16 protein-coding genes are annotated in these 21,289 nt (G+C 67.8%); 6 read left to right on the forward strand and 10 right to left on the reverse strand.

Annotated features, from left to right (window positions below; translation table 11 throughout):
* The first annotated feature begins 89 nt into the window (after positions 1-89).
* From JFY56_RS01175 to JFY56_RS01190, 4 genes are read left to right on the forward strand one after another with little or no spacing between them, the layout of a single operon-like run.
* Positions 90-1,427, forward strand: a complete 1,338-nt coding sequence (locus tag JFY56_RS01175; protein WP_208311657.1) for an MFS transporter — start codon at positions 90-92, stop codon at positions 1,425-1,427.
* Positions 1,428-1,459: 32 nt separating this feature from the next.
* Complete coding sequence (locus JFY56_RS01180; protein ID WP_208311658.1) at positions 1,460-2,041, forward strand: HD domain-containing protein; 582 nt, start codon at positions 1,460-1,462, stop codon at positions 2,039-2,041.
* Between the two features lie 4 nt (positions 2,042-2,045).
* Positions 2,046-3,125, forward strand: coding sequence for a M14 family metallopeptidase (locus JFY56_RS01185; RefSeq protein ID WP_208311659.1), 1,080 nt, complete (start codon positions 2,046-2,048; stop codon positions 3,123-3,125).
* A gap of 25 nt (positions 3,126-3,150) precedes the next feature.
* Positions 3,151-5,769 carry a LuxR C-terminal-related transcriptional regulator gene (locus JFY56_RS01190; RefSeq protein WP_208311660.1) on the forward strand — a complete coding sequence of 873 codons (2,619 nt, stop codon included), beginning with the start codon at positions 3,151-3,153 and terminating at the stop codon, positions 5,767-5,769.
* 520 nt (positions 5,770-6,289) lie between these two features.
* On the opposite strand, the gene JFY56_RS01195 is transcribed toward JFY56_RS01190, so the two are convergent.
* The 9 genes from JFY56_RS01195 to JFY56_RS01235 all read right to left on the reverse strand — a co-directional run bounded on the left by JFY56_RS01195 (position 6,290) and on the right by JFY56_RS01235 (position 17,982).
* On the reverse strand, positions 6,290-8,797 hold the full coding sequence (locus JFY56_RS01195; protein ID WP_408004369.1) for a fused MFS/spermidine synthase: 2,508 nt from the start codon (positions 8,795-8,797) through the stop codon (positions 6,290-6,292).
* 121 nt (positions 8,798-8,918) lie between these two features.
* Positions 8,919-10,487 (reverse strand): arylsulfatase, encoded by a 1,569-nt coding sequence (locus JFY56_RS01200; RefSeq protein WP_208311662.1) that lies wholly within the window; start codon positions 10,485-10,487, stop codon positions 8,919-8,921.
* A 98-nt stretch (positions 10,488-10,585) separates the two neighbouring features.
* Positions 10,586-11,605 (reverse strand): HAD family hydrolase, encoded by a 1,020-nt coding sequence (locus JFY56_RS01205; protein ID WP_208311663.1) that lies wholly within the window; start codon positions 11,603-11,605, stop codon positions 10,586-10,588.
* Between the two features lie 33 nt (positions 11,606-11,638).
* Complete coding sequence (locus JFY56_RS01210; protein ID WP_208311664.1) at positions 11,639-12,958, reverse strand: BatD family protein; 1,320 nt, start codon at positions 12,956-12,958, stop codon at positions 11,639-11,641.
* Positions 12,955-14,553, reverse strand: a complete 1,599-nt coding sequence (locus JFY56_RS01215) for a VWA domain-containing protein (protein ID WP_208311665.1) — start codon at positions 14,551-14,553, stop codon at positions 12,955-12,957. Before JFY56_RS01215 ends, JFY56_RS01210 begins: the two co-directional genes overlap by 4 nt.
* Before the next feature lies 1 nt (position 14,554).
* On the reverse strand, positions 14,555-15,556 hold the full coding sequence (locus tag JFY56_RS01220; RefSeq protein ID WP_208311666.1) for a vWA domain-containing protein: 1,002 nt from the start codon (positions 15,554-15,556) through the stop codon (positions 14,555-14,557).
* Entirely contained in the window at positions 15,543-16,043 is a 501-nt protein-coding gene (locus tag JFY56_RS01225) for a DUF4381 domain-containing protein (RefSeq protein WP_208311667.1), read from the reverse strand. The genes JFY56_RS01220 and JFY56_RS01225 overlap by 14 nt, the downstream gene beginning before the upstream one ends.
* On the reverse strand, positions 16,040-16,990 hold the full coding sequence (locus tag JFY56_RS01230; protein ID WP_208311668.1) for a DUF58 domain-containing protein: 951 nt from the start codon (positions 16,988-16,990) through the stop codon (positions 16,040-16,042). Before JFY56_RS01230 ends, JFY56_RS01225 begins: the two co-directional genes overlap by 4 nt.
* A gap of 14 nt (positions 16,991-17,004) precedes the next feature.
* Positions 17,005-17,982 (reverse strand): AAA family ATPase, encoded by a 978-nt coding sequence (locus JFY56_RS01235; protein WP_208311669.1) that lies wholly within the window; start codon positions 17,980-17,982, stop codon positions 17,005-17,007.
* A 360-nt stretch (positions 17,983-18,342) separates the two neighbouring features.
* Here JFY56_RS01235 and JFY56_RS01240 point away from each other — a divergent pair, with 360 nt between their 5' ends.
* On the forward strand, positions 18,343-19,644 hold the full coding sequence (locus tag JFY56_RS01240; protein ID WP_208311670.1) for an OmpP1/FadL family transporter: 1,302 nt from the start codon (positions 18,343-18,345) through the stop codon (positions 19,642-19,644).
* 82 nt (positions 19,645-19,726) lie between these two features.
* The gene (locus JFY56_RS01245) at positions 19,727-20,398 is read left to right on the forward strand and encodes a DUF3313 family protein (protein ID WP_208311671.1); all 672 of its coding nucleotides are present in this window, start codon (positions 19,727-19,729) and stop codon (positions 20,396-20,398) included.
* Positions 20,399-20,530: 132 nt separating this feature from the next.
* On the opposite strand, the gene JFY56_RS01250 is transcribed toward JFY56_RS01245, so the two are convergent.
* A complete protein-coding gene (locus JFY56_RS01250) occupies positions 20,531-21,181 on the reverse strand; it encodes a hypothetical protein (RefSeq protein WP_208311672.1) in 651 nt (216 codons plus the stop codon).
* Positions 21,182-21,289 lie beyond the last annotated feature (108 nt).

Here is a 21,289-nt window from a genome sequence, read left to right on the forward strand (position 1 = left end):
AACAAGAATCGAGTCGCGACACCCGCGGCGCTCCCGATGGGACGCCCGGGTCGTCCGCCACCGCCGGCCCTCGCGGCCTGGAGCTTTGCATGTCGACAACCCTCAGCGTTCCGACTACCCCCACCGAGATTCGCCAGGCCTCGCAAGGCCAGCTCGACGCCATCTACGGCAAGATCACCCGCCGGCTGGTCCCGTTCCTGTTCATCTGCTACCTGCTGAACTTCATCGACCGCGCCAACATCGGCTTCGCCCAGTTGCAGATGAAGACCTCGCTGGGCTTCAGCGACGCCGTCTACGGCCTCGGCGCCGCCATGTTCTTCATCGGCTACGTGATCTTCGAAGTGCCGAGCAACATGCTGCTGCAGCGCATCGGCGCGCGCATCACCATCATGCGCATCATGGTCCTCTGGGGCCTGGCCTCCAGCGCCACCCTGCTGGTCAGCACGCCGACGCAGTTCTACATCGTGCGCTTCCTGCTCGGCCTGTTCGAGGCCGGCTTCTTCCCCGGCATCATCCTCTACCTCACCTTCTGGTATCCGCCGGCGCGCCGCGCGCGGGTGCTGGCGTTCTTCTGCACCGCCCAGGTGGCGGCGGCCTTCATCACCAGCCCGGTGTCCGGCTGGATCCTGAAGAACATGCACGGCCTGCACGGCTGGGAAGGCTGGCAGTGGATGTTCTTCATCGAAGGCATGCCCACCGTGCTGCTCGGCGTGCTGGTGTTCTTCCTGCTGCCCAACGGCCCGCGCGACGCCCGCTGGCTGACCCCGACGGAACAGGATCTGGTCTGCCGCGCCGTACAGGAACACGAAACGCCCGCCGTGCACGGCGAGCGCGGCGCCCTGGCCGGCGTGCTGCGCGACCCGCGGGTCTACCTGCTGGCCTTCGGCGCCTTCGCCTCCGGCTGCGCCGGCTACTTCCTGGCGTTCTGGACCCCGACCATCATCAGGGAGCTGGGCGTGGCGGACCTGCAGATGGTCGGCATCTACGCGGTCATCCCGAACGTCTTCGCCCTGTTCGCCATGATCTGGTACGGCCGCCGCTCCGACTGCCGCGGCGAGCAGCGAATGCACTGGTCCTGCGCCTTCCTGGCGGCCGCCGCCGGGCTGCTGGCGCTGGCCTGGACCACCGGCAACAGCCTGCCCTGGACCATCGCGGCCATCGCCGTCGGCGGCTCCGCGCTGGTCGCGGCGACCCCTGTGTTCTGGGCCATGGCGACGCGCTACCTGGACAACAGGCGTGCGGCAGTCGGCATCGCCTATATCAGCACCCTGTCCAGCACCGCCGGCATAAGCCCGGCCGTGGTCGGCGCGATCAAGACCCAGACCGGCAGCCTGGCAATCGCCATCTACCTCATCAGCGCAATGCTCGTGGTGGCCGCCATCGCCGTGGCCCTGGGCATGCGCAACGCCCTGCCCCGTCAACCCTGAATCCAACAACAAGCAAAAGAGAGGAGATCATCATGAAACTGGCCACCTTCAAGCGCATGGAAGACAGCACCCGGGAAGACTTCGAGATCATCACCCCGCAGATGACCGAATTCGCCGGCAACCTCGCCGACCGCGTGCTGGCCCACCTGGCGCTGCTCAAGGGCGAGCACAGCGGCTTCCCCATCGACCGCTACGACCACAGCCTGCAGACCGCCACCCTGGCCCTGCGCGACGGCCGCGACGAGGAATACGTGGTCTGCGCCCTGCTCCACGACATCGGCGACAGCCTCGGCTCGTACAACCATGCCGACATCGCCGCGGCGATCCTCAAGCCGTTCGTCTCCGGGGCGAACCACTGGATGATCGAAAACCACGCGGTGTTCCAGGGCCACAACTTCTTCCACCACGTCGGCCTGGATCGCGACAAGCGCGACATGTTCGCCGGCCATCCGCACTACGAGCGCACCGCGGAGTTCATCGAGCTCTACGACAACCCGGCATTCGACCCGGACGGCGAGACCCTGCCGATCGAAACCTTCGAGCCGATGGTCCGTCGCCTGTTCGCCCGGCCGCGACGCTCCCTCTACATGAAAAAAGAGGCCTGCGAGGGCTGAACACATGAACCCTTCAGCGTATTTTTCCCAGACCTACGCCGAGGCGCGCGACAAGTTCCTTGCCGCCGCCCTGTCGGTGCAGAGCCATCCGCACCCGCTCACCGGCATGCACGGCGAGGCGCTGGCGATGGACGTCGCCCGCTTCGGCGCCGCCGATGCCCGTTCGCTGCTCATCGTCAGCAGCGCCTGCCACGGCGTCGAGGGCTTCTGCGGCTCCGGCGTGCAGCTCGCCCTGCTCGCCGACCCGGAATTCCATCGCCAGGCGGAAGCGGCCGGCGTCGCGCTACTCTACATCCACGCCATCAACCCCTGGGGCTTCTCCTGGTGGCGGCGCTGGACCCACGAGAACGTCGACCTGAACCGCAACTTCCAGGACTTCAGCGACCTCTCGAAGCTGCCTGAGAACCCCGGCTACGACCAGCTCGCCCGCGCCCTGGTGCCGGACAGCTGGCCGTCGCCGGCGGCCGACGACGAGCTGTACGCCTATCTCGACGAGCACGGCCAGCCGGCGATCCAGCGGGCGGTCAGCGGCGGCCAGTACACGCATCCGGACGGCCTGTTCTACGGCGGCAACGCGCCGACCTGGAGCAACCTGACCCTGCGCGCGGTACTGCACGAACATGCCAGCCGCTGCGAACGCCTGGGCTGGATCGACCTGCACACCGCCCTCGGCCCCTGCGGCCATGGCGAGCGCATCGCCCACGCGCGCCGCGACGATTCCGCCGGCCTGGCCCGTGCCCGCGCCTGGTGGGGCGACGACGTGACCTCGCTGTACGAGGAAGGCTGCGTCTCCGCCGAACTGGCCGGCAACATGTGGCACCTGGCCTACGAGGCGTGCCCGCAGGCCGAGTACACCGGCATCGGCCTGGAGTACGGCACCGTGCCGTCGGAGGAAGTGCTGTGGGCGCTGCGCGGCGACCAGTGGCTGAGCAACCAGTCCGAGGTCGACGAGAGCACCCGCAACGCCATCCGGCGGCGCATGCGCAACGCCTTCTACGTCGACACCGACGTCTGGAAGAAGCAGATCGTCGAGCAGGCGCTGGACGCCGCTCGCCAGGCCGTCAGTGGTCTTTCCAGTCGCTGATCAGCGCGCAACCGGGAGCCGACAGATGTCCCAGAACGAGAAGATCCACGTCCTCCATCCGAACGCCCAGCCGCGCCAGCCGGATAACCCGCTGCCGCGCCTGCCTGCCGGGCATATCGACCGCCCGCGCCTGGCCCGGCGCCTGCTGGCCGGAGGGCAGAGGCTGAGCCTGCTCTGCGCGCCGGCCGGCTTCGGCAAGAGCGTGCTGCTCAACGAATGCGCGCGCCAGGCCGAGCCCGGCGTACAGGTGATCTGGCTCGACCTGCACGGCCAGCCGCTCGCCCCGCAGGAGCTGCTCGCCCGCCTGGCCGGAATCCTGCGCATGGCCGTCGGCGACGGCGGTGCGCAGGCCGGGCTGGAACAGTTGCTGGAGCATGTCGAACAACCGCTGTGGATCTTCCTCGACGACTACCCGCGCCAGCCCTGCGCCGAACTGGACGACTGCCTCGATCGCCTGCTGGAGCGCGGCGCGCCGAAGGTGCGCTGGTGGATCGGCGGACGCCGGCGCCCGGCCTGGAACCTGCCGCGCCTGCTGCTGCAGGGGGAACTGCAGGAGGTCGATGCGCAATCCCTGGCGCTGGACGCCGGGGAGCTGTCGCACCTGCTGGAACGACGCGAGCTGGAGCTGTCCGACGACCTCCGCGAACGCCTGCTGGAGCACAGCTCCGGCTGGCCGGCGGGCATCGGCCTGCTGCTGCTCGGCGGCAGCGCCGACGACCTGGAGCTGCGCCTCGCCGACGGCACGCCGATGCTTTCCGAATACCTCGAACGCGAAGTGCTGGCCGGCCTGCCCGCCTGCCTGCGCGAGGCGCTGGACATTCTCGCGCACATGCCCCGCTTCAACGCGGCGCTCTGCGAGCACCTGCTGGAAGGCCGCGACGGCGTGGACGCGCTGCACGCCCTGCAGCGGGACCTGCTGTTCCTGGAAAACCTGGACAACCGCGGCGACTGGTTCCGCCTCTGGCGCCCGCTGGCCAATGTCCTGCAGCGCCTGGGCGGACGCCGCAAGCCGCTGCAGGCACACCTGCGCGCCTGCCAGTGGTTCGCCAGCCGCGGCGAGGTGCGCGAGGCGGTGGAGCACGCCCTGCACGCCGAGCAGCCGGAAACCGCGATCAGCCTGCTGCAACGCTACGGCAACGACCAGATCATGATCGACCGCAGCGCCCGGCAATTCCTGCAATGGCGCGAAGAACTCCCGGGCGAACTGTTCGCCGGCAGCCCGCAACTGATCCTGCGCAACGCCTGGGCCCTGATCATCTGCGCGCGGCTCGACGAAGTGGACGCCTGCCTGCAGAACCTGGCGCGCTTCCTCCCGCAGCCCAGCGCGCGCTGCCAGCAGCAGTTGCTGGCGCACTACCAGACCGTGACCGGCATGCTGCAACGCCAGCGCGGCCTGCCCAGCGCCCGCCGGAATTGCCTGGAGGCTCTGGGGGCGCTGAACGAGCACTCCTGGGCGCAACGCATCCTCTGCCTGCAGAGCCTGGCCCAGCAGGCGATGGCCGAAGGCGACCTGGACACCGCACGCGGCCATGTGCAGGAAGGCCTGCGCCTGTCGCGCCAGCACGGCAACCGGCTGTTCGAGGCGCTGCTCAGCGTCGAGAACATCCACCTGCTGGGCATGCGCGGCGAGCACGAGCGCGCCCTGATCCTCGCCGAGCAGATCCTCCAGGACCTGCCCGCCAGCGGCCAGCAGGGACCGATGATGGCCCGCTTGCGCCTGCTGCGCGGCTTCCTGCTGGCCCTGCGCGGCGACGACGAAAAGGCCCGCGAGGAACTGGAGAGCGGCGTGGCGGCGGCCGAGCGCTGTTCCGATGCCTATCTGCTGTTCGGCTACCTCTCACGCTTTCTGCTGGCGATCGCCGAAGGCGATCTTGCCCAGGCCCAGTACCTGCTGTGCAAGGCCGAGCGGCAGATGCAGTGGCTGCAGGTGCCCCAGGTGTTCTACCGCGATGTGCTGCAACTGTCCGAGGCGCGCCTGTGCCTGGAGCAGGGCAATCCGGAGAGCGCGCTGACCGGCGTCCGCCAGGTGCTTCGCCAGCTCGACGAACAGTCCCTGCTCGCGCCGCTCGGCTTCTACGACATCCGCCTGCGCACCCACCTGCTCGGAGCCACCGCCACTCTGCGCCTCAACCGACCCACCGATGCCGTGGCGGAGCTGCGAACCCTCCTGGAAGACTGCCGGCGCAGCGGCTATCACAGCCTCGGCGGCGAGTGCCATCTGCTGCTCGCCGAAGCCCTGCGCCTCGCCGGCCTGTCGTCGGAGGCCGACAGCGAACTGCTCCGCGCCGTGGCCGAGTGCGAACGGCTGGGCATGGCGCAACCGCTGCGCGCTCTGCAGCGCCGCCAACCCAACTGGCTGGGCAACTGCCTGGCGCAACGGCTGGCCGAACCGCGCTGGCAGGCGCTGCTGCAGATGGAGACGGTGGACAACGGCGAAACCCGCCAGGACTCGCCGCTGAGCAGCCGCGAAACGGCGGTGCTGGAACTGATCGCCCAGGGCTGCTCCAACCGCGAAATCGCCGAGCGCCTGCGCATATCCCTGCACACGGTGAAGACCCACGCCCGGCGAATCAACGTCAAACTCGGCCTGGAACGCCGCACCCAGGCCGTAGCAATGGCAAAGGCCGAAGGATGGCTAACGTAGGTTGGCGCTGAGCGAAGCGAAGCCCAACAATCGCCGGCAACCACGCCGTTGGGCTTCGTACCTCAGCCCAACCTACGGAACCAACCCAACCACGGCGGGTTGCGGACCGTAGGTTGGCGCTGAGCGAAGCGAAGCCCAACACCCGCCGGCAACCATGCCATTGGGCTTCGTACCTCAGCCCAACCTACGAAACCAGCCCAACCACGGCGGGTTGCGGACCGTAGGTTGGCGCTGAGCGAAGCGAAGCCCAACAATCGCCGGCAACCACGCCGTTGGGCTTCGTACCTCAGCCCAACCTACGAAACCAGCCCAACCACGTCGGGTTGCGGACCGTAGGTTGGCGCTGAGCGAAGCGAAGCCCAACAATCGCCGGCAACCACGCCATTGGGCTTCGTACCTCAGCCCAACCTACGAAACCAGCCCAACCACGGCGGGTTGCGGACCGTAGGTTGGCGCTGAGCGAAGCGAAGCCCAACAATCGCCGGCAACCATGCCGTTGGGCTTCGTACCTCAGCCCAACCTACATCCCGAAGAACCATTGGTAATACGGGTTGCCGCCGTCCTCGCGCATCACCTGCCGTGCCTGGCGGGCCCATTCCTCGCGGTTGCCGCTGTAGGCATGCAGGCTGACCGAATAGAAACGCTGCAAACGCATCCACTCGTCATCGACTGCCGCGTGGAAGGCAGGCTCGGCATTTTCCAGCGGTGGCGAGCGGCGCAATGCCAGCAGCGTCGGCAATACCCGGGCGATTTCCCGGGGGCGGACCCACGGGGCGTATTCGATGCGCGGCTGGTCGTCGGTGACCGGTTCGGCATCCCCCGCGTAACCCAGCAGCCCGTCGCGGTCGGTCACCCAGGTGGCGAGCAAAGCCTGCGGCGATGCCACACCCACCTCGCGCAACGCGGCGGCGACTTCCGGCTGTTCGAAGCGCCGGCTGATCCGTGGCACATCCAGCGTCAGTGGCTGCAGCGAACCGACCAGCAGCATCTCGTGGAACTCGGTGGTCCACATGCTGGCGTAGGGGAATACGTCGAGGAAGCTGCGCACCAGCGAGCGGCTGTCCTCGTCGTTCTGGGTCGGCAATGGCAGCCACTGGGCGAGGATTCCGCCCTCCCCCAAACGGCTGGCCGCCAGTTGGTAGAAGTCCCTGGAGTACAGGTTGACCACCCCCGCAGCCGAGGGCGGTGGCGGTTCCAGGGTAATCAGGTCGTAGCGTTCGTCGTTGCGCAGCAGTTCGCGCCGGCCATCGCGCAGGCGGATGTCCAGGCGCGGGTCGTGGATGGCATCGAAGGTGCCGTGGAATTGCGGTGCGGCGGCAAGCACCTCGGGCAGCAGTTCGGCGACCACCGGTTTCTGCAGGCCGTCGTAGCGCAGCATGGCGCCGGCGGTGATGCCGGTGCCGAAGCCGATGACCAGCGCCGACCGCGGTTCGCCGCCATGGATCAGCAGCGGCAGCAATGCCTGCAGGCGCATGTAGCGCAGCGACGGCATGGCGTCGCCGGTATTCGACACCCCCTGTATATAGAGGCGGCTGAACTGGCGGTTGCCCTTGCCCTGCTCCACCACTGCCACGGTGCCGCCGCGGCCTTCCTCATAGAAGGTGATCTGCCCGTTGCGCGCGCCGGGCAGCAGCTGCGCCAGATGGCCGGGCTGCATATATATGCTGATTGCAAGGGTGGCAAGGCCGATCAGCGCGACGCTCCAGCGCGCACCCTTGCCGACCTGCGTCCCACGCCAGATCGCCAGCAGGCCGATCACCGCCGCCACGCCAGCCAGCACCGCCAAGGTGCGCACCAGGCCGAGGCCGGGGACCAGGACGAAGCCGGTGAGCATGACGCCGACGATGCCGCCCAGGGTGTTCAGCGCCACCACCATGCCGACATCGCGGCCGACATGCTCGCTGTCCACCGCCAGACGCAGCGCCAGCGGAAACGCGGCGCCCAGCAGCGTGGTCGGCAGCAGCACCACGCAGCCCGCCGCCACCGCGAAGCGCGCGCACATGCCGGCCAGTTCGTTGCCGGTCAGTTGCAGGACGAGGAACTCCACGCGGGTCTGCAGGATCACCAGCCAGTGGCCGAGCCCGGCGACCTGCAGCAGCGCCAGCAGGCCCGCCGCCGCGATCAGCAGGCCGAACAGGCCCCACGGATCGCGCAGCCGGTCCGCGCGGCGCGCATACAGGGCGCTGCCCAGCACCAGGCCGGTGAGATAGGTCGCCAGTACCACGGCGAATGCGAAGGCGCGGGTGCTCATGAACTGCACGATGGATTGCGTCCACACCACCTCGTAGCCCAGCGCCACGCCGCCGGCCAGGCAGTAGAGGGCGATGGCCAGACGCGCCTGGCTGGAGCGCGCGATTGCGGGCGGCAGTGCCAGCGGGATCGCATTCCGCTCCCGCTGGCAGGCAAGCAAGGCGCCGCCGGCGACCAGCAGGTTGAGCCCGGCGGCGGCCCAGGCGCTGCCGAGTACGCCCAGCCCGGGCAACAGGACGAACGCGGCAAGCAGGGTGCCGACGATGGCGCCCGCGGTGTTCGCCGCATACAGGCCGCCACCGGCCGATCCCATCTGGCCGCTGGCCGGCCGCAAGGCGCGGACCATCACCGGCAGGGTTCCGCCCATGAAGAAGGCCGGCAGCCCCACCAGGACGAAGGGCAGCAGCCAGGCCAGCAGGCCGAGCTGGTCTTCGAGGCGGGCGAACAGGCCGGCGGAACGGGACAGCGCCAGGGTCGCACCGACGGCGCAAAGTGCAACCAGCGCTTCCAGCCCGGCATAGAGCAGCACCGGGCGCCGCAGGCGGTCGGCCCAGCGGCCGAAGGCCATGCCGCCCAGCGCCAGGCCGGCGAAGAAGGCGCTGATGGCGGTGGTGACGGCGTACACCTCGACGCCGACCACCAGGGAAAGCTGCTTGACCCACAGCACCTGGTAGACCAGGGCCGCGCCGCCGGAGGCGAACATCAGCAAGGCGGGGACCAGCATGGACAAATGCGCCCGCGGACGGGCCTCTTCTGCTACCGCACGGCGAGGGCGCATATGGGGCGAACTTCCGGCTGAGGACATCGGACTGGACCTTGTCGGATCGATGTAAACCCGCGACGGACCGATCCGTCGCGGGTCATGGGTGCCTTTCCAGTAGCGGCACGTTGGTACAGGACTACTGCTTCTTCATCTTCTCTTCGATCTGCTTGTCCACATTCTGGCGGATCTGGTCGATGCTGAAGCTGGCCGGACGCTGGCTCGGCGGGTACTCGACGAAGGTCTGCAGGAACTTCGCGGCCTTCTGCGTACCCTGGAACAGCAGGTAGTCGTTCTTGGTCAGCCAGTCGTAGTACTGGTCGGAAACGATGTCCGCCCGCTCGTACGGGTCCATGCGCAGGTTGAACAGCTTGGGCACCCGCAGGCAGGTGAAGGGTTCGCTCCAGACCTGCAGGCCACCCGGTGCACGCTGTTCGCACCAGACGATCTTCCAGTTGCCGAAGCGCATGCCCACCAGCTCGGCTTCATCGTTGAAGTAGTAGAACTCGTCGCGCGCACTCTTGTCGGACTTGCCGGTCAGGTAATCCAGCTGGTTGTAGCCATCCAGGTGCACCTTGAAGTTCTTGCCGCCGATGCTGGCACCCTTGAGCAGGCGTTCCTTGATGTCGGTGTCGCCCACGGCCGCCAGCAGGGTCGGGAACCAGTCCAGGCCGGAGACCATCTGGGTAGCGATGCTGCCCGGCTTGATGTGGTTCGGCCAGCGGATGATCGCCGGTACCCGGTAGGCGCCTTCCCAGTTGGAGTTCTTCTCGTTGCGGAACGGCGTGGTCGCCGCATCCGGCCAGGACCACTGGTTCGGACCGTTGTCGGTGGTATAGAGGACGATGGTGTTGTCGGCGATCTTCAGGTCATCCACGGCCTTGAGCAGTTTGCCGACGTCGCCGTCGTGCTCGATCATGCCGTCGGCGTAGTCGTTGCCCGGCATGCCGCTCTGCCCCTGCATGGACTCGCGCACATGGGTGAAGGCGTGCATGCGCGTGGTGTTCATCCAGACGAAGAACGGCTTGTCGGCTTTCACCTGCTTGTCGATGAAGTCGATGGCGGCCTGGGTGGTGTCGTCGTCGATGGTTTCCATGCGCTTGCTGGTCAGCGCGCCGGTGTCCTCGATCTTGCCGTCGGCGCTGGACTTGATCACGCCACGCGGCGAGGCCGCCTTGGTGAAGGCCTCGTCGTCCTTCGGCCAGTACGGGCGCTCCGGTTCCTCTTCGGCGTTGAGGTGATAGAGGTTGCCGAAGAACTCGTCGAAACCGTGCTTGGTCGGCAAGTACTCGTCGCGGTCGCCCAGGTGGTTCTTGCCGAACTGGCCAGTCGCGTAGCCCTGGGCCTTGAGCGCCTCGGCGATGGTCACGTCGCGCGCCTGCAGGCCCACCGGCACGCCCGGCATGCCGACCTTGGACAGGCCGGTACGCAGGATCGCCTGGCCGGTAATGAAGGTGGAACGTCCTGCCGTGCAGCTGTTCTCCGCGTAGTAATCGGTGAACATCATGCCTTCCTTGGCCAGGCGATCGATGTTCGGGGTGGTATAGCCGACCACGCCGAACGAATAGGCGCTGATGTTGGTCTGGCCAATGTCATCGCCGAAAATCACCAGGATGTTCGGCTTGTCCGCGGCATTGGCAACCGCGACTCCCACTATCGCGGTCGCCGCCAGGGCGAACCTCGATAACCATCTTCCTGTGCGCTTCATTAGCTGATTCTCCGTTCCAGTTACATGTCGTAATTCCACGACTACGCACACTGGAGATTCCGACAGCTCGCTGGTTATCCCCTGTGTCCCTGCGGCTTTCAGGGTTTGCTGGGGGCCGTTTCGAACGGATAGACCCGCGTCCATTCCCTGGCCATGTCCACTACCACCCAGTTCTTGCTCTTTGCCTCGTCCAGCGCCTTGTCCAGGCGCCCGATCTTGCTTTCGCGGTCATAGGCCCATTCGCGCTCGCCGTCGGTGTGGTGCACCAGCCCGGCAAAGCGCTTGCCCTTCCCGGCCATGGTCCACTGGAGCATCTGCAGGTCGCCGTCGGAGTTGCCGAAGGCGAGGATCGGCCGGCGGCCGATGATGCTGTCGATGCTTTCCGGCTTGCCCGGGCCGTCGTCGTTGTGCGCCAGTTTCGGCAGGCGCAGGATCGACAGCTGGCCGTCCTTGTCCTGGAACTGGCTGGCGAAGGTGGTGCCGATCACCTGCTCCGGCGGGATGCCGTAGACCTCCTCGGCGAACACGCGCATGAACGCCACTTCGCCGCCGGAAACGATGTAGGTCTTGAAGCCGTTGGCGCGCAGGTAGTCGAGCAGCTCCAGCATCGGCTGGAAGACCATTTCGGTGTACGGCTTGCCGCTGCGCGGATGTTTGGCGCTGGCCAGCCAGCGTTCGGCGTTTGCGCTGAAGGCTTCGGTCGTCATGTTGGTGTGGGTGGCGCCAACGATCTCCAGCAGCCCCTTCATGCCGCTGGCCGCCAGGGTTTCGCGATCACCTTCGAGCAGCGCCTTGAACGGCTGCTTTTCCTTCCACTCGGGATGCTGCGGGGCCATGCGCTTGACCTCGTCGAAGGCGAACAGCACCTGGAAGTACATCGGCTGCTCGCTCCACAGGGTGCCGTCGTTGTCGAACACCGCGATCCGCTCCGCCACGGGGACGAAGTCCTTGCTGCCCTCGGTGGTGACCGCGCCGACGAACGCCTCGATGGCCTTGCGCGATGGCCCGTCGTTCCAGGATGGCAGGACTTCGTTCGCCGCCTGTGCGAGCAGGGGCAGCACCAGCAGCAGTGAAAGAATCCAGCGCATGGCGCCAAGGGGGCGGTGTGTCTGATACATGGGACATCCTTGCTGTTCGCGGGCCATCGGGATTCAACGGCCACGGGGGTTCAATGACTTCAGACCTTTGCGCGACCGCGAATCCGTTCGCTGCTCCACTACAGCCTGGCGAAGCTCGGGCAACGTCTTCGCCAGCTCGGCGGGCGCGTCTTCCCTGCGCTGCCCCATGCCGTAGCAAGTTCTGAAAAAGGCTAGCAAACGTTCGGAAATTTCAACGGAAAAAGGCTGGAAATGGCTAAGCAGATTGCGACTGCCGGTACTTCTGCGAATCCACAGGTAGAGGCCGTCCAGCCGTGGCGGACGCACCGCAAGCTGCTCGCCGGCCTGGCGCCAGGCAAAGTCCGCGGAATCCAGCCAGGCCTGCCGGCGGCGCTGCCGCCACTGGCGCCAGGCATCCAGCAGGCGCTCCATCCAGGGCCGGCCGAAATGCCAGGCAAGGCCGCCGCCCAGCAGCACGACAGCCAGCACCAGCCAGTGCCCGGCGATATGCACCCGTGCCTTGCGGCCCAGCGCGCGCAGGTCGTCGGTAATGGAAAACGGCGCCTGGTAGCCGGCCGCCGCCGTGGCCTCGAACGCCACCTCGGGCACCGACAGCCTGTGTGCCTGCCCCGTTCCGGCATCCCACCACTGCAGTTCGATGGCCGGCAGGCGGAACCGGCCGCTCTCGGCCACTACGTAGGTCGCGGCGTCATCCCGCGAGCCGCCGATGACGCCGCCGCGCCCGTCGCCCAGCGGCTGGACAGCGGGCGTCTGCACATAGCGCTTCAAGCCGTCGACGGGGGCGAACGCGGGCGGCGGAATCAGCATCGCCTCGCCCCCCTCGGCCCGCACGCTCAGGCGCCGCGTGACGCTGTCGCCGACCCGCAGCGGATCATGGGAACGCACGATCTGCTGGGTGAACTCGACCTTCTGCGCCACCAGCCGCTGCTGGCCCTCCGCCCCGGCGACCTGCCGCGCGACGAAACTCTGCGGCTGGCTGCTGACCTTCTGCGGACCGCTGCCCTGCCCCGGATTGACCTCGATGGCCAGCGCCGGAATGTCGAAGCTCTGAGCCCGTTGCGGAGCGATCCGGTAGATGTAGCGCAGGCCGAAGAAGGTCTTGCCGTCGAGGCGTTCGGTGAGGTGGGTCGCCTCGCCGCTCGGCGCAGAGACCATGGCGCCATCCAGCTCCAGCTTCGGCAGCTGCGGCGGCGTGGAGAACCAGGTATCCACCAGCAGGTCGACCTGCAGCTGGACGGTGCCGCCCACCATCACCGGGTCCGCCGGCACCAGGCTGGTGCGCACCCGCACCTCGGGCTCGGCCACTGCCGCCAGCGACAGCATCAGCAGTACCAGCAGTGCCAGGCACCTCATGGCGTACCTCCCGCCGGCTGCCTGCGCGCCGCGTCCTGCAGCTGGAACTTGCGCTTGAGGAAACGCGCGGGCGACGTGCTCAGGTTGTCCAGCCACAGTTGTTCCGAGCTCGCCTGCGCGGTCTTCTGCTCCACGCTCTTGCCCTTGTCGGCCTTGTTGTCGAAGTCCACCTTGTCGGCCTTCTCGTCCGGCGGGCCGGCCTCCTGCTGGTCCTCGCGATCCTTCTCCAGCGCCTCGGCCAGCGCCAGGTTGGCACTGGCCTGCGGGAAGTCCGGCTGCAGGCGCAGCGCCTTGCGGTAGGCCTCGATGGCTTCGGGGAATTTCGACAGACGCACGTAGGTATTGCCGAGATAGAAGTACGCCGGGGCGCTCTCCAGACGCGCGAAGCTGGCCAGTGCGGCATCGAAGTCCGCGGCCTGGTAGGCGGCCAGCCCCTTCCAGTATGGATCGCTGAAATGCGCCGCCGCCTGCGGATAGTGCTGGTGCTCGAATGCCCAGCGCCCCTGCTGGTCGGGGGTGAAGAAGGCATCGGCCAGCGCTCCGGCATGGGCGGGAGCGGCCGGCATTCCCAGCGCCACGGCCAGCAGCAGCCCCGCCAGCCAGTGCACCCGCCAGCCGCGCCGCGCGCAGAACAGCGCGATCAGCAGCAGCGGCCAGCACAGCCAGTAGCCGGCGTCCTTCCAGTGCACTTGCCGGCCATCCCCGCTGGTGGCCTCGAAGTGTTGCTGGGCGTGCAGTTCGATCCAGTCGAGGTCGTCGTCGTTCAGCGTCAGGCTGCCGAGCGGCGCATCGGCGGCATCGGCCAGTGCCTTGACGGCGTCGGCGTCGAAGCTGCCCAGCAGCGGCCGGCCGTCGCTGCCAACCCTTGGCTGCCCGTGCTCGTCACGCAGCACGCCGCCATCCTGGCTGCCCACGGCGAGGACCAGCACCTGCAGGCCGCTGCCCTCCAGGCGCTTGCCGATCTGCTCGAACTGGCTGGCGTCGGCGCCATCGGTGAGCAGCACCAGGGTGCCCGGCGAGCGTTCGGCTTCCAGCAACTTCCTGGCCTGGTCGATGACGCCCAGCGCATCCTTGCCGGCGCTGTCGATCAGGCCGGTCGACAGGGACTGCAGGAAGGTATCCAGCAACGTCGGATCGTCCGTCGCCGGCAGCACCAGGTGCGCGCTGCCGGCATAGGCGATCAGCGCGGTGCGGGCGCCGGCGCGGCGCTGGATGAGGTCGTGCAGCTTGTGCCTGGCGGCGGCCAGGCGCGACGGCGGAACATCCGTCGCGTCCATCGACGGCGACAGGTCCAGCGCCAGGATCAGCGGCGCGCGATTGTCGAGGAAGGCCGGGCGATCCTGCTGCCAGGTCGGCCCGGCGGCGGCCACGGCGCCGAGGATGAGCAGCGCCGCGAGCAGGTGCACCGGACGCAGGCGCTGCTCGTCCCGCGGCGTGATGAGCAGGTTCTGCAGCAGGTGCGGCGCGACGATGCCGTCCAGTTGGCGGACCAGATCGTGGCGGCGCGACCACACCAGCGGCAGGATCACCCCCGGCAGGATCAGCAGCAGCCAGAGCGGCCGCAGGAAGTGGAAGGCGCCGAAATCCATGTCCATCTCAGGCTCCCGGCTCGGTCTGCTGCCGCGACGAGGCGGAAAAACGCGACGCCAGGGCGGCCACGCCCTGGCAGAGGGCCAGCAGGACCAGGGCCGCGCCAAGCGGAATCCAGAACAGGTCGCGCTTGGGCTGGTGGCTGAAGGTCTTCACCTTGTGCGGGGTGAGCCGGTCGAGGGTGGCGTAGACCTCCTGCAGGGCGTTGCTGTCGTCGGCGCGGAAGAAGTGCCCGCCAGTGGCCTGGGCGATGTCCTGCAGGGTCTGCAGGTCGACCTTCGCGTCGCCGCTGGCCTGCGGGTCGCCGATGCCGATGGTGTGCACCACGACGCCCTTTTCCCTGGCGATCTTCGCCGCATGATCCGGGGTGATCGCGCTGCCGGTGTCGTTGCCGTCGGTGAGCAGGATCAGCACCTTTTCCTGCTCCTCGGCCTTCTCCAGCAGCTTGATGGTCAGGCCGATGGCGTCGCCCAGCGCGGTGTTCGGCCCGGCCATGCCGATGCCGACCTCGTCGAGCAGCATCAGCAGGCTGGCGTGGTCGAGGGTCAGCGGCGCCTGCGGATAGGCGCCGGTACCGAAGACGATGAGCCCGATGCGGTCGTCCTTGCGCCGCGCGATGAAGTCGCGCACCACGCTCTTCACCGCGCTCAGGCGGTCGACCTGGCGGCCGGAGGCGTCGGTGTAGTCGGTGGCTTCCATCGACTGCGAGATGTCGATGGCCAGCATCAGGTCGCGGATCGGCCGCTCGCGCTCGATGGGCTTCTCCACCCACACGGGCCGGGCGCAGGCGGCCAGCAGCAAGGCCCATACCAGCAGGTTCAGCGGCAGTTGCCAGCGGTCCCCCGTCGCCCTCGCGCTGCCCGGCACCTGGCCGACCGCGCGGCTCATGACGGCGAAGAACGGCACCCGCATCGCGCTGCGCGATTCGCGGTATTCGCCCAGCAGGCGGTAGGCCAGCCAGGGCAGCGGCAGCAGGAGCAGCACCCAGGGGTAGTCAAGCTGCCACATGGTGCGCCTCGATCCACTTGCGGGTGGTGCCCAGCAATGCCTGCACCTCGCTGTCGGCCAGGGCCAGTACGCGCTCTCCCGGCGCATAGGCGAGCAGCGCCAGTTGCCGGGCGAAATCGGCAGGGAGCGGCGCGCCGCCATGGCGCTGCAGGAACGCCTGCCACTCCGCCCCGCCCAGGCGCTCGACCGCCGGCGCCTGCGGCGTCGACAGCGCCACCCGCTTGAGCAGTTCGGGCAGCTCGCGCAAGGCGCGCAGGCGCCGCTCGGGGTCGCCGAGATCCTGCGCCAACTGGTCGAGCCGCCGCAGCGCTTCGCGGCGGTAGCGCTCGCGCTGCCAGCGCAGGCGGCGCATGACCAGCCACGCCGCCAGCAGGACGAGCAGCAGCAACGCCAGCACCAGCCAGCCCCACGTCTGCGGAACGTAGCTGACCACCGGCGGCGGCAGAGGCAGCTCCTGCAGCTGGGAGATATCCGGCCTGGCGCTCATCGCGGACTCCCGGCCAGCCGTCCCAGCTCCTGGCGCATCTGTTCGAGCGTTCCCTCCCCCGTGCTGAACATCAGCAGCGGCACGCGGCTGCGGCGCAGCAGCGTGGCCACGTCCTTCAGGCGGCCGGAGAGGAATTCGCCGAGCGGCTTCTGCACCTGGCGGCGCTCGATCTCCAGCTCGACCTGCAGTTCCCCCTGGGTCACCAGCAGCCGCCCGCGCTCCGGCAGCTTCAGCGCCAGCGGGTCGTAGACCTGCATGGCGATCACGTCGTTGTGCGCGCTGAGCTGGCGCAGCAGGTGCAGGGTCTGCGGCCCCACTCCGGAGAAGTCGCTGATGATGCAGATCAGGTGGTCATGGCTGGCGACACCCAGGCAGCGCCGCAGCACATGATCGAGCTGGTCGAGACCCTCGGTGTCGGGCCCGGTGGCGTTCAGCGCCTGGTTGTTGCGCACGATGGCCGCGCACAGCGCCTCGACCCGGGCGCGGCTGCGCAGCGGGCGGATGTGGTCGATGCGGCCGTCGCCGAAGACCATGCCGCCGACCCGGTCGCCGGCATGGAAGGCCATCCAGGCGGAAAGCGCGCCCAGTTCGGCCGCGGTCACCGACTTGAAGTTGCGCCGCGAGCCGAAGTACATGCTCATGCGCTGGTCCACCAGCAGCATGGTCGGGCGGTCGCGCTCCTCGGTGTAGGTACGCACGAACGGCTTGCCGAAGCGCAGCGAGGCGCGCGAGTCGAGCTGGCGCAGGTCGTCGCCGGGAATGTACTGGCGCAACTCGTCGAAGCTCAGGCCGCGTCCGCGCAGGCGCGAGGCATGGTTGCCGGAAAGCACGCTCGACAGCGGCTGGCGCGAGACGAAGCTCAGGCCGCGCGCGTGGTGCTCCAGCGCCATCAGCTGCGGCAGCGAGGCGTAGATGAAGCCGTCCGCGACAGGCCGGTTCTCTTGCATCGGCATGACTCCCCTCAGGCCGGGATCGCCACCTTGTCGAGCAGGCGATCGATGACCTGGTCCGCGCTCACGCCATCGGCAACCGCGTCGTACGACAGCAGCAGCCGGTGGCGCAGTACCGGGTGCAGTACCGCCCGGACATCGTCCGGGGAAACGAAGTCGTTGCCGGCCATCCAGGCATGGGCACGCGACACGCGGTCCAGGCTGATGCCGCCGCGCGGGCTGGCGCCGACGTTGATCCAGCGCGCCAGGTCGGCGTCGTAGTCGGCGGGCCGGCGGGTCGCGTTGATCAGGTCGATCAGGTAGCGGTCGACCGCTTCCGAGACGTACACCCCGCTGACTTCCTGGCGCGCGGCGAAGATTTCATCCTGCGCCAGGCACATCTGCTCCTGCGCGGCGCCGCCCTGCCCCTTCTGCTCCTCGCGGCGCACCAGGCGCAGTACCTGGGTCTCGTCCTCGACCTTCGGGTAGTCGATCTGCAGCTTCATCAGGAAGCGGTCCATCTGCGCCTCGGGCAGCGGATAGGTGCCCTCCTGCTCGATGGGGTTCTGCGTGGCCAGCACCATGAACAGGCCGGGCATCGGGTGGGTCTTGCCCGCCACGGTGATCTGCCGTTCCTCCATGGCTTCGAGCAGCGCCGCCTGGACCTTGGCCGGCGCGCGGTTGATCTCGTCGGCGAGGATCACGTTGCCGAACAGCGGGCCGGGCTGGAACTCGATGCGGTTCTGGCCATCCACCTGCTGCAGGATTTCCCCGCCGGTGATGTCCGACGGCAGCAGGTCCGGGGTGAACTGGATGCGGCTCATGCGCGCGTCGAGGTGCCTGGCGAGGGCCTTGACGGTGCGGGTCTTGGCCAGGCCGGGCAGGCTTTCGAGAAGAAGGTGGCCGTTGGCCAGAAGGCCAAGCAGCACGTGGCGGATGGTTTGCTCCTGGCCGAGTACCGAGCCCCCAACCTGCTTCTCCAGGGCGACGATCTGCTCTCGTGTGGTCATTGTGGTTTTCCTTGCGGTGGCCGCCGAGTCTCGAATCGATTTCCCTGCCGGTGGCGCGCCAGAGCGGTCCTGCTCCGTACAACCGTCCATGCCGAAAGAGTTTCGGTAACTGTAGACCGCATGTCCCAGCGCGCCACGGCGAATCCCGGAAGCGGCTGTCGCAAAAAGAACACTGCTGCCAGTGGGTGAAGTCCCGCTGTTTGCACAACCAAGGCCAGCATCTAGGCTGGACTACGTCAGGCACCAACTGCGGGAGAGTCGCGCGCACGCGCGACAGCTGGAGAGAGGCGGCATGCCCCACAGCACCGGCAGCAGGCGAACCCCGAGCCTCACGATCGACGGCCAAGCAAAGGAAGCGCCATGAAGAAGTACACTCCCCGGCCCGCACTCTCCCTCCATCTGCCCGCACTGGCCTGCACGCTTGGCCTGGTGGCTGGAAACGCCTGGGCCGGAGGCGACCTGCTCTACGAAGCCGGCCAGGAAAGCGCCGCTCTTGCCGGTGCCGGCGCCGCCGCCCTGGCCAGCGACCCCAGCGTGCTGATGAACAACCCGGCCGGGATCACCGAGCTGCGTGGCACCCAGATAAATGCCAACGGCCAGCTGATCCTCGGCCACCTCAGGTTCTCCCGTGACGACGCCAACCAGTTCGACGGCAACGAGGGCGGCAATGCCCTGGAATACCTGCCCGGCGCCAGCCTGTTCATCAGCCACCAGATCGACGACCGCTCGGCCGTCGGCTTCGGCATGTACGGCAACTTCGGCCTGGCGCTGGACTATGACGACGACTGGGCCGGCCGCTACTTCACCCAGGAAGCGGCGATCATCGGCATCTCCTTCCAGCCGACCATCGCCCACAAGTTCACCGACGACCTGTCCATCGGCTTCGGTCCGCGCATCATGCTCGGCTACTACCGCACCGAAGTGGGCATCGACAACAACCTGCTGGGCCTGCGCGACACCCCGGACGGCCAGCTGGAATTCAAGGACACCGATACCGCGGCCGGCTTCAACATCGGCCTGCTTTACCGGGTCAACGACCGCACCAGCATCGGCCTCGCCTACACCAGCAAGATCGACCTGGAATTCAGCGACAGCCCGGACGTGGACGGCGTCACCAATCCGATTATCAACCTCGCCCTGCGCCGCGCCGACGTCGACAAGCTGGAACTGGACGTGACGGTTCCACAGACCGTGATGTTCAGTGTCGCCCACGATCTCGACGCGCAATGGAAGCTGCTCGGCAGCCTCGGCTGGCAGGACTGGAGCGAGTTCGGCCAGATTGGCGTCGAGGTCGACGCGGACGCCGTCGATGTCAGCCGCACCGTCGACCGCCAGTACAAGGACACCTGGCACGCGTCCCTCGGCGCGCAGTACCAGTCCTCGCCCCGCCTGCGCTGGAGCATGGGCGTGGGCTACGACAGCTCGGCGGTGGACGACGATGACCGTACCGTGGACAACCCGATGGGCGAGGCCTGGCGCCTGGCGGCCGGGGTCAACTATGCCCTCGACGACGGCCTGGACCTGCACTTCGCCTACACTCTGGTCTGGCTGGGCGACATGGACGTGGACCAGACCAAGGCGCGCTCCGGCACCACTCTTTCCGGCACCTACGACAACGCCATGCTGCACATCCTGGGTGGCGGCGCGACCTGGCGCTTCTGAGGCCAGGCCGCCGCCCCTCGGCACCGATTCATCAACAGCACTGCCATCACCTACTGCAGAACCACCCATCAGGAGAAACTCGATGAAGTTGAAGTCGTTAGCGGTATCGCTGTGCCTGGCGTCCCTCGCGCTATCCGGCTGCGCGAGCAAGTACGTCCAGCCCGAGCAGTATTCCGGCTTCCTCAAGGACTACAGCGCACTGAAGGAAGAAAAGTCGCCGTCAGGGGCACCAGTCATGCGCTGGATTCAGCCTGGCGTGGATTCCAGCCGCTTCACCAGCGTCTACGTCGAACCCAGCCAGTTCTACCCGCAGCCGCAGCCCACCGAGAAGATCCCGGCGAGCACGCTGCAGGGCATCACCCAATACTATGACCAGGCGCTGCAGACGCAGCTCTCCAAGGCCCTGCCGCTGGCCAGCGCCCCCGGCCCGGGCGTGCTGGTGGTGCGCCCGGCGATCACCGCCGTCAGCGCTTCGACCCAGGGCCTGCAGCCCTACGAGGTGATCCCGATAGCCCTGGTGGCCGCCGGCGTCAGCGCCGCCACCGGCATCCGCGACCAGGACACCAGCATCGCCACCGAAGCGGCCTTCCTCGACGGCGGCAACAACCAGGTGGTGGCCGAGGTGGTCCGCAAGGGCGCCGGCGCGGAACTGGAGAACTCCTCCCAGGTCATGCAGCCCGCGGACGCCCGCGCCGTGCTCGATGGCTGGGCGGCGGACATGCTCAAGTCCTTCCAGACGCTCAAGAGCAACTGACGCCAGCGCGCTCGGGTGGCCTGCCGCGCACCCGAGCGCCGCTGTCGATGCTCCGCCCGTAGACTCCAGTCTCGTCCTCGCTGCCCTGCAAGAACCACCATCAGGCTCCATTCCTGTCGTGGGCGTATTTTATCAATCCGGGATATACCCCCGACGGCAGTCCCGTGAGGCCAGCATGGGAACCGCTGTGACGGTGGTGGCGCCGTCCTTCTGGCTGGAGCTGTTCAGCGGGCCGCCGACAGCGTAGTCGAAGGTCAGGGTGCGCTTGGAATTGCCGCTGGCGACACCGTCCCATTCCAGCTGCTGGGTGGCCTGGTTGATGTCGTTGTAGGTGCTGGTACGGGTGAAGGCCGTTGTGCCGCTGCTGTTGTACTCGGTGTAAGCACTGACCCGGCCCAGCGCATCGTTGACGCGCCGCGCACGCAGCACCCCGTCGATGCGGGTGTCTTCCAGATAGCCGTCGGCGGTGTAGGTGTAGTCCTCGCGGTGGCCGTCACTGCCATAGACCGCCGAAACCCGTTCGGAGGCGGCGTTGTAGCTGAGCTGCACACCGCTGCTGCCCTTGACGATGCTCACCGTTGCGTCGCCCGCCGAGGTGCCACGCACCCCGCCCGACAACTGGCCCATGCTGACCACGAAGCGGTTCATGCTGTCGTAGGCGTACCAGTAATCCCGCGTGGTATTCGCGCCCTCGACCCCGTCGTGGTAGTAGCTCCACACCCGCCGCCGGTTGCCGACGGCATCGTACTCGTAGCGGATCTCGGCTTTCGGATCACTGCGCACTGATCTTGCGTAAGCGCTTCTTCTTTCGGTACTTGAAGTACCCATCTAGCCATGCGGACTTAGTTACCCACATGATTTCGAAGGTATATATCGGCAGAGCACCGATTC

Origin of the sequence: Pseudomonas schmalbachii (assembly GCF_017589465.1) — a bacterium.
GTDB classification, from domain to species: Bacteria; Pseudomonadota; Gammaproteobacteria; order Pseudomonadales; family Pseudomonadaceae; genus Pseudomonas; species Pseudomonas schmalbachii.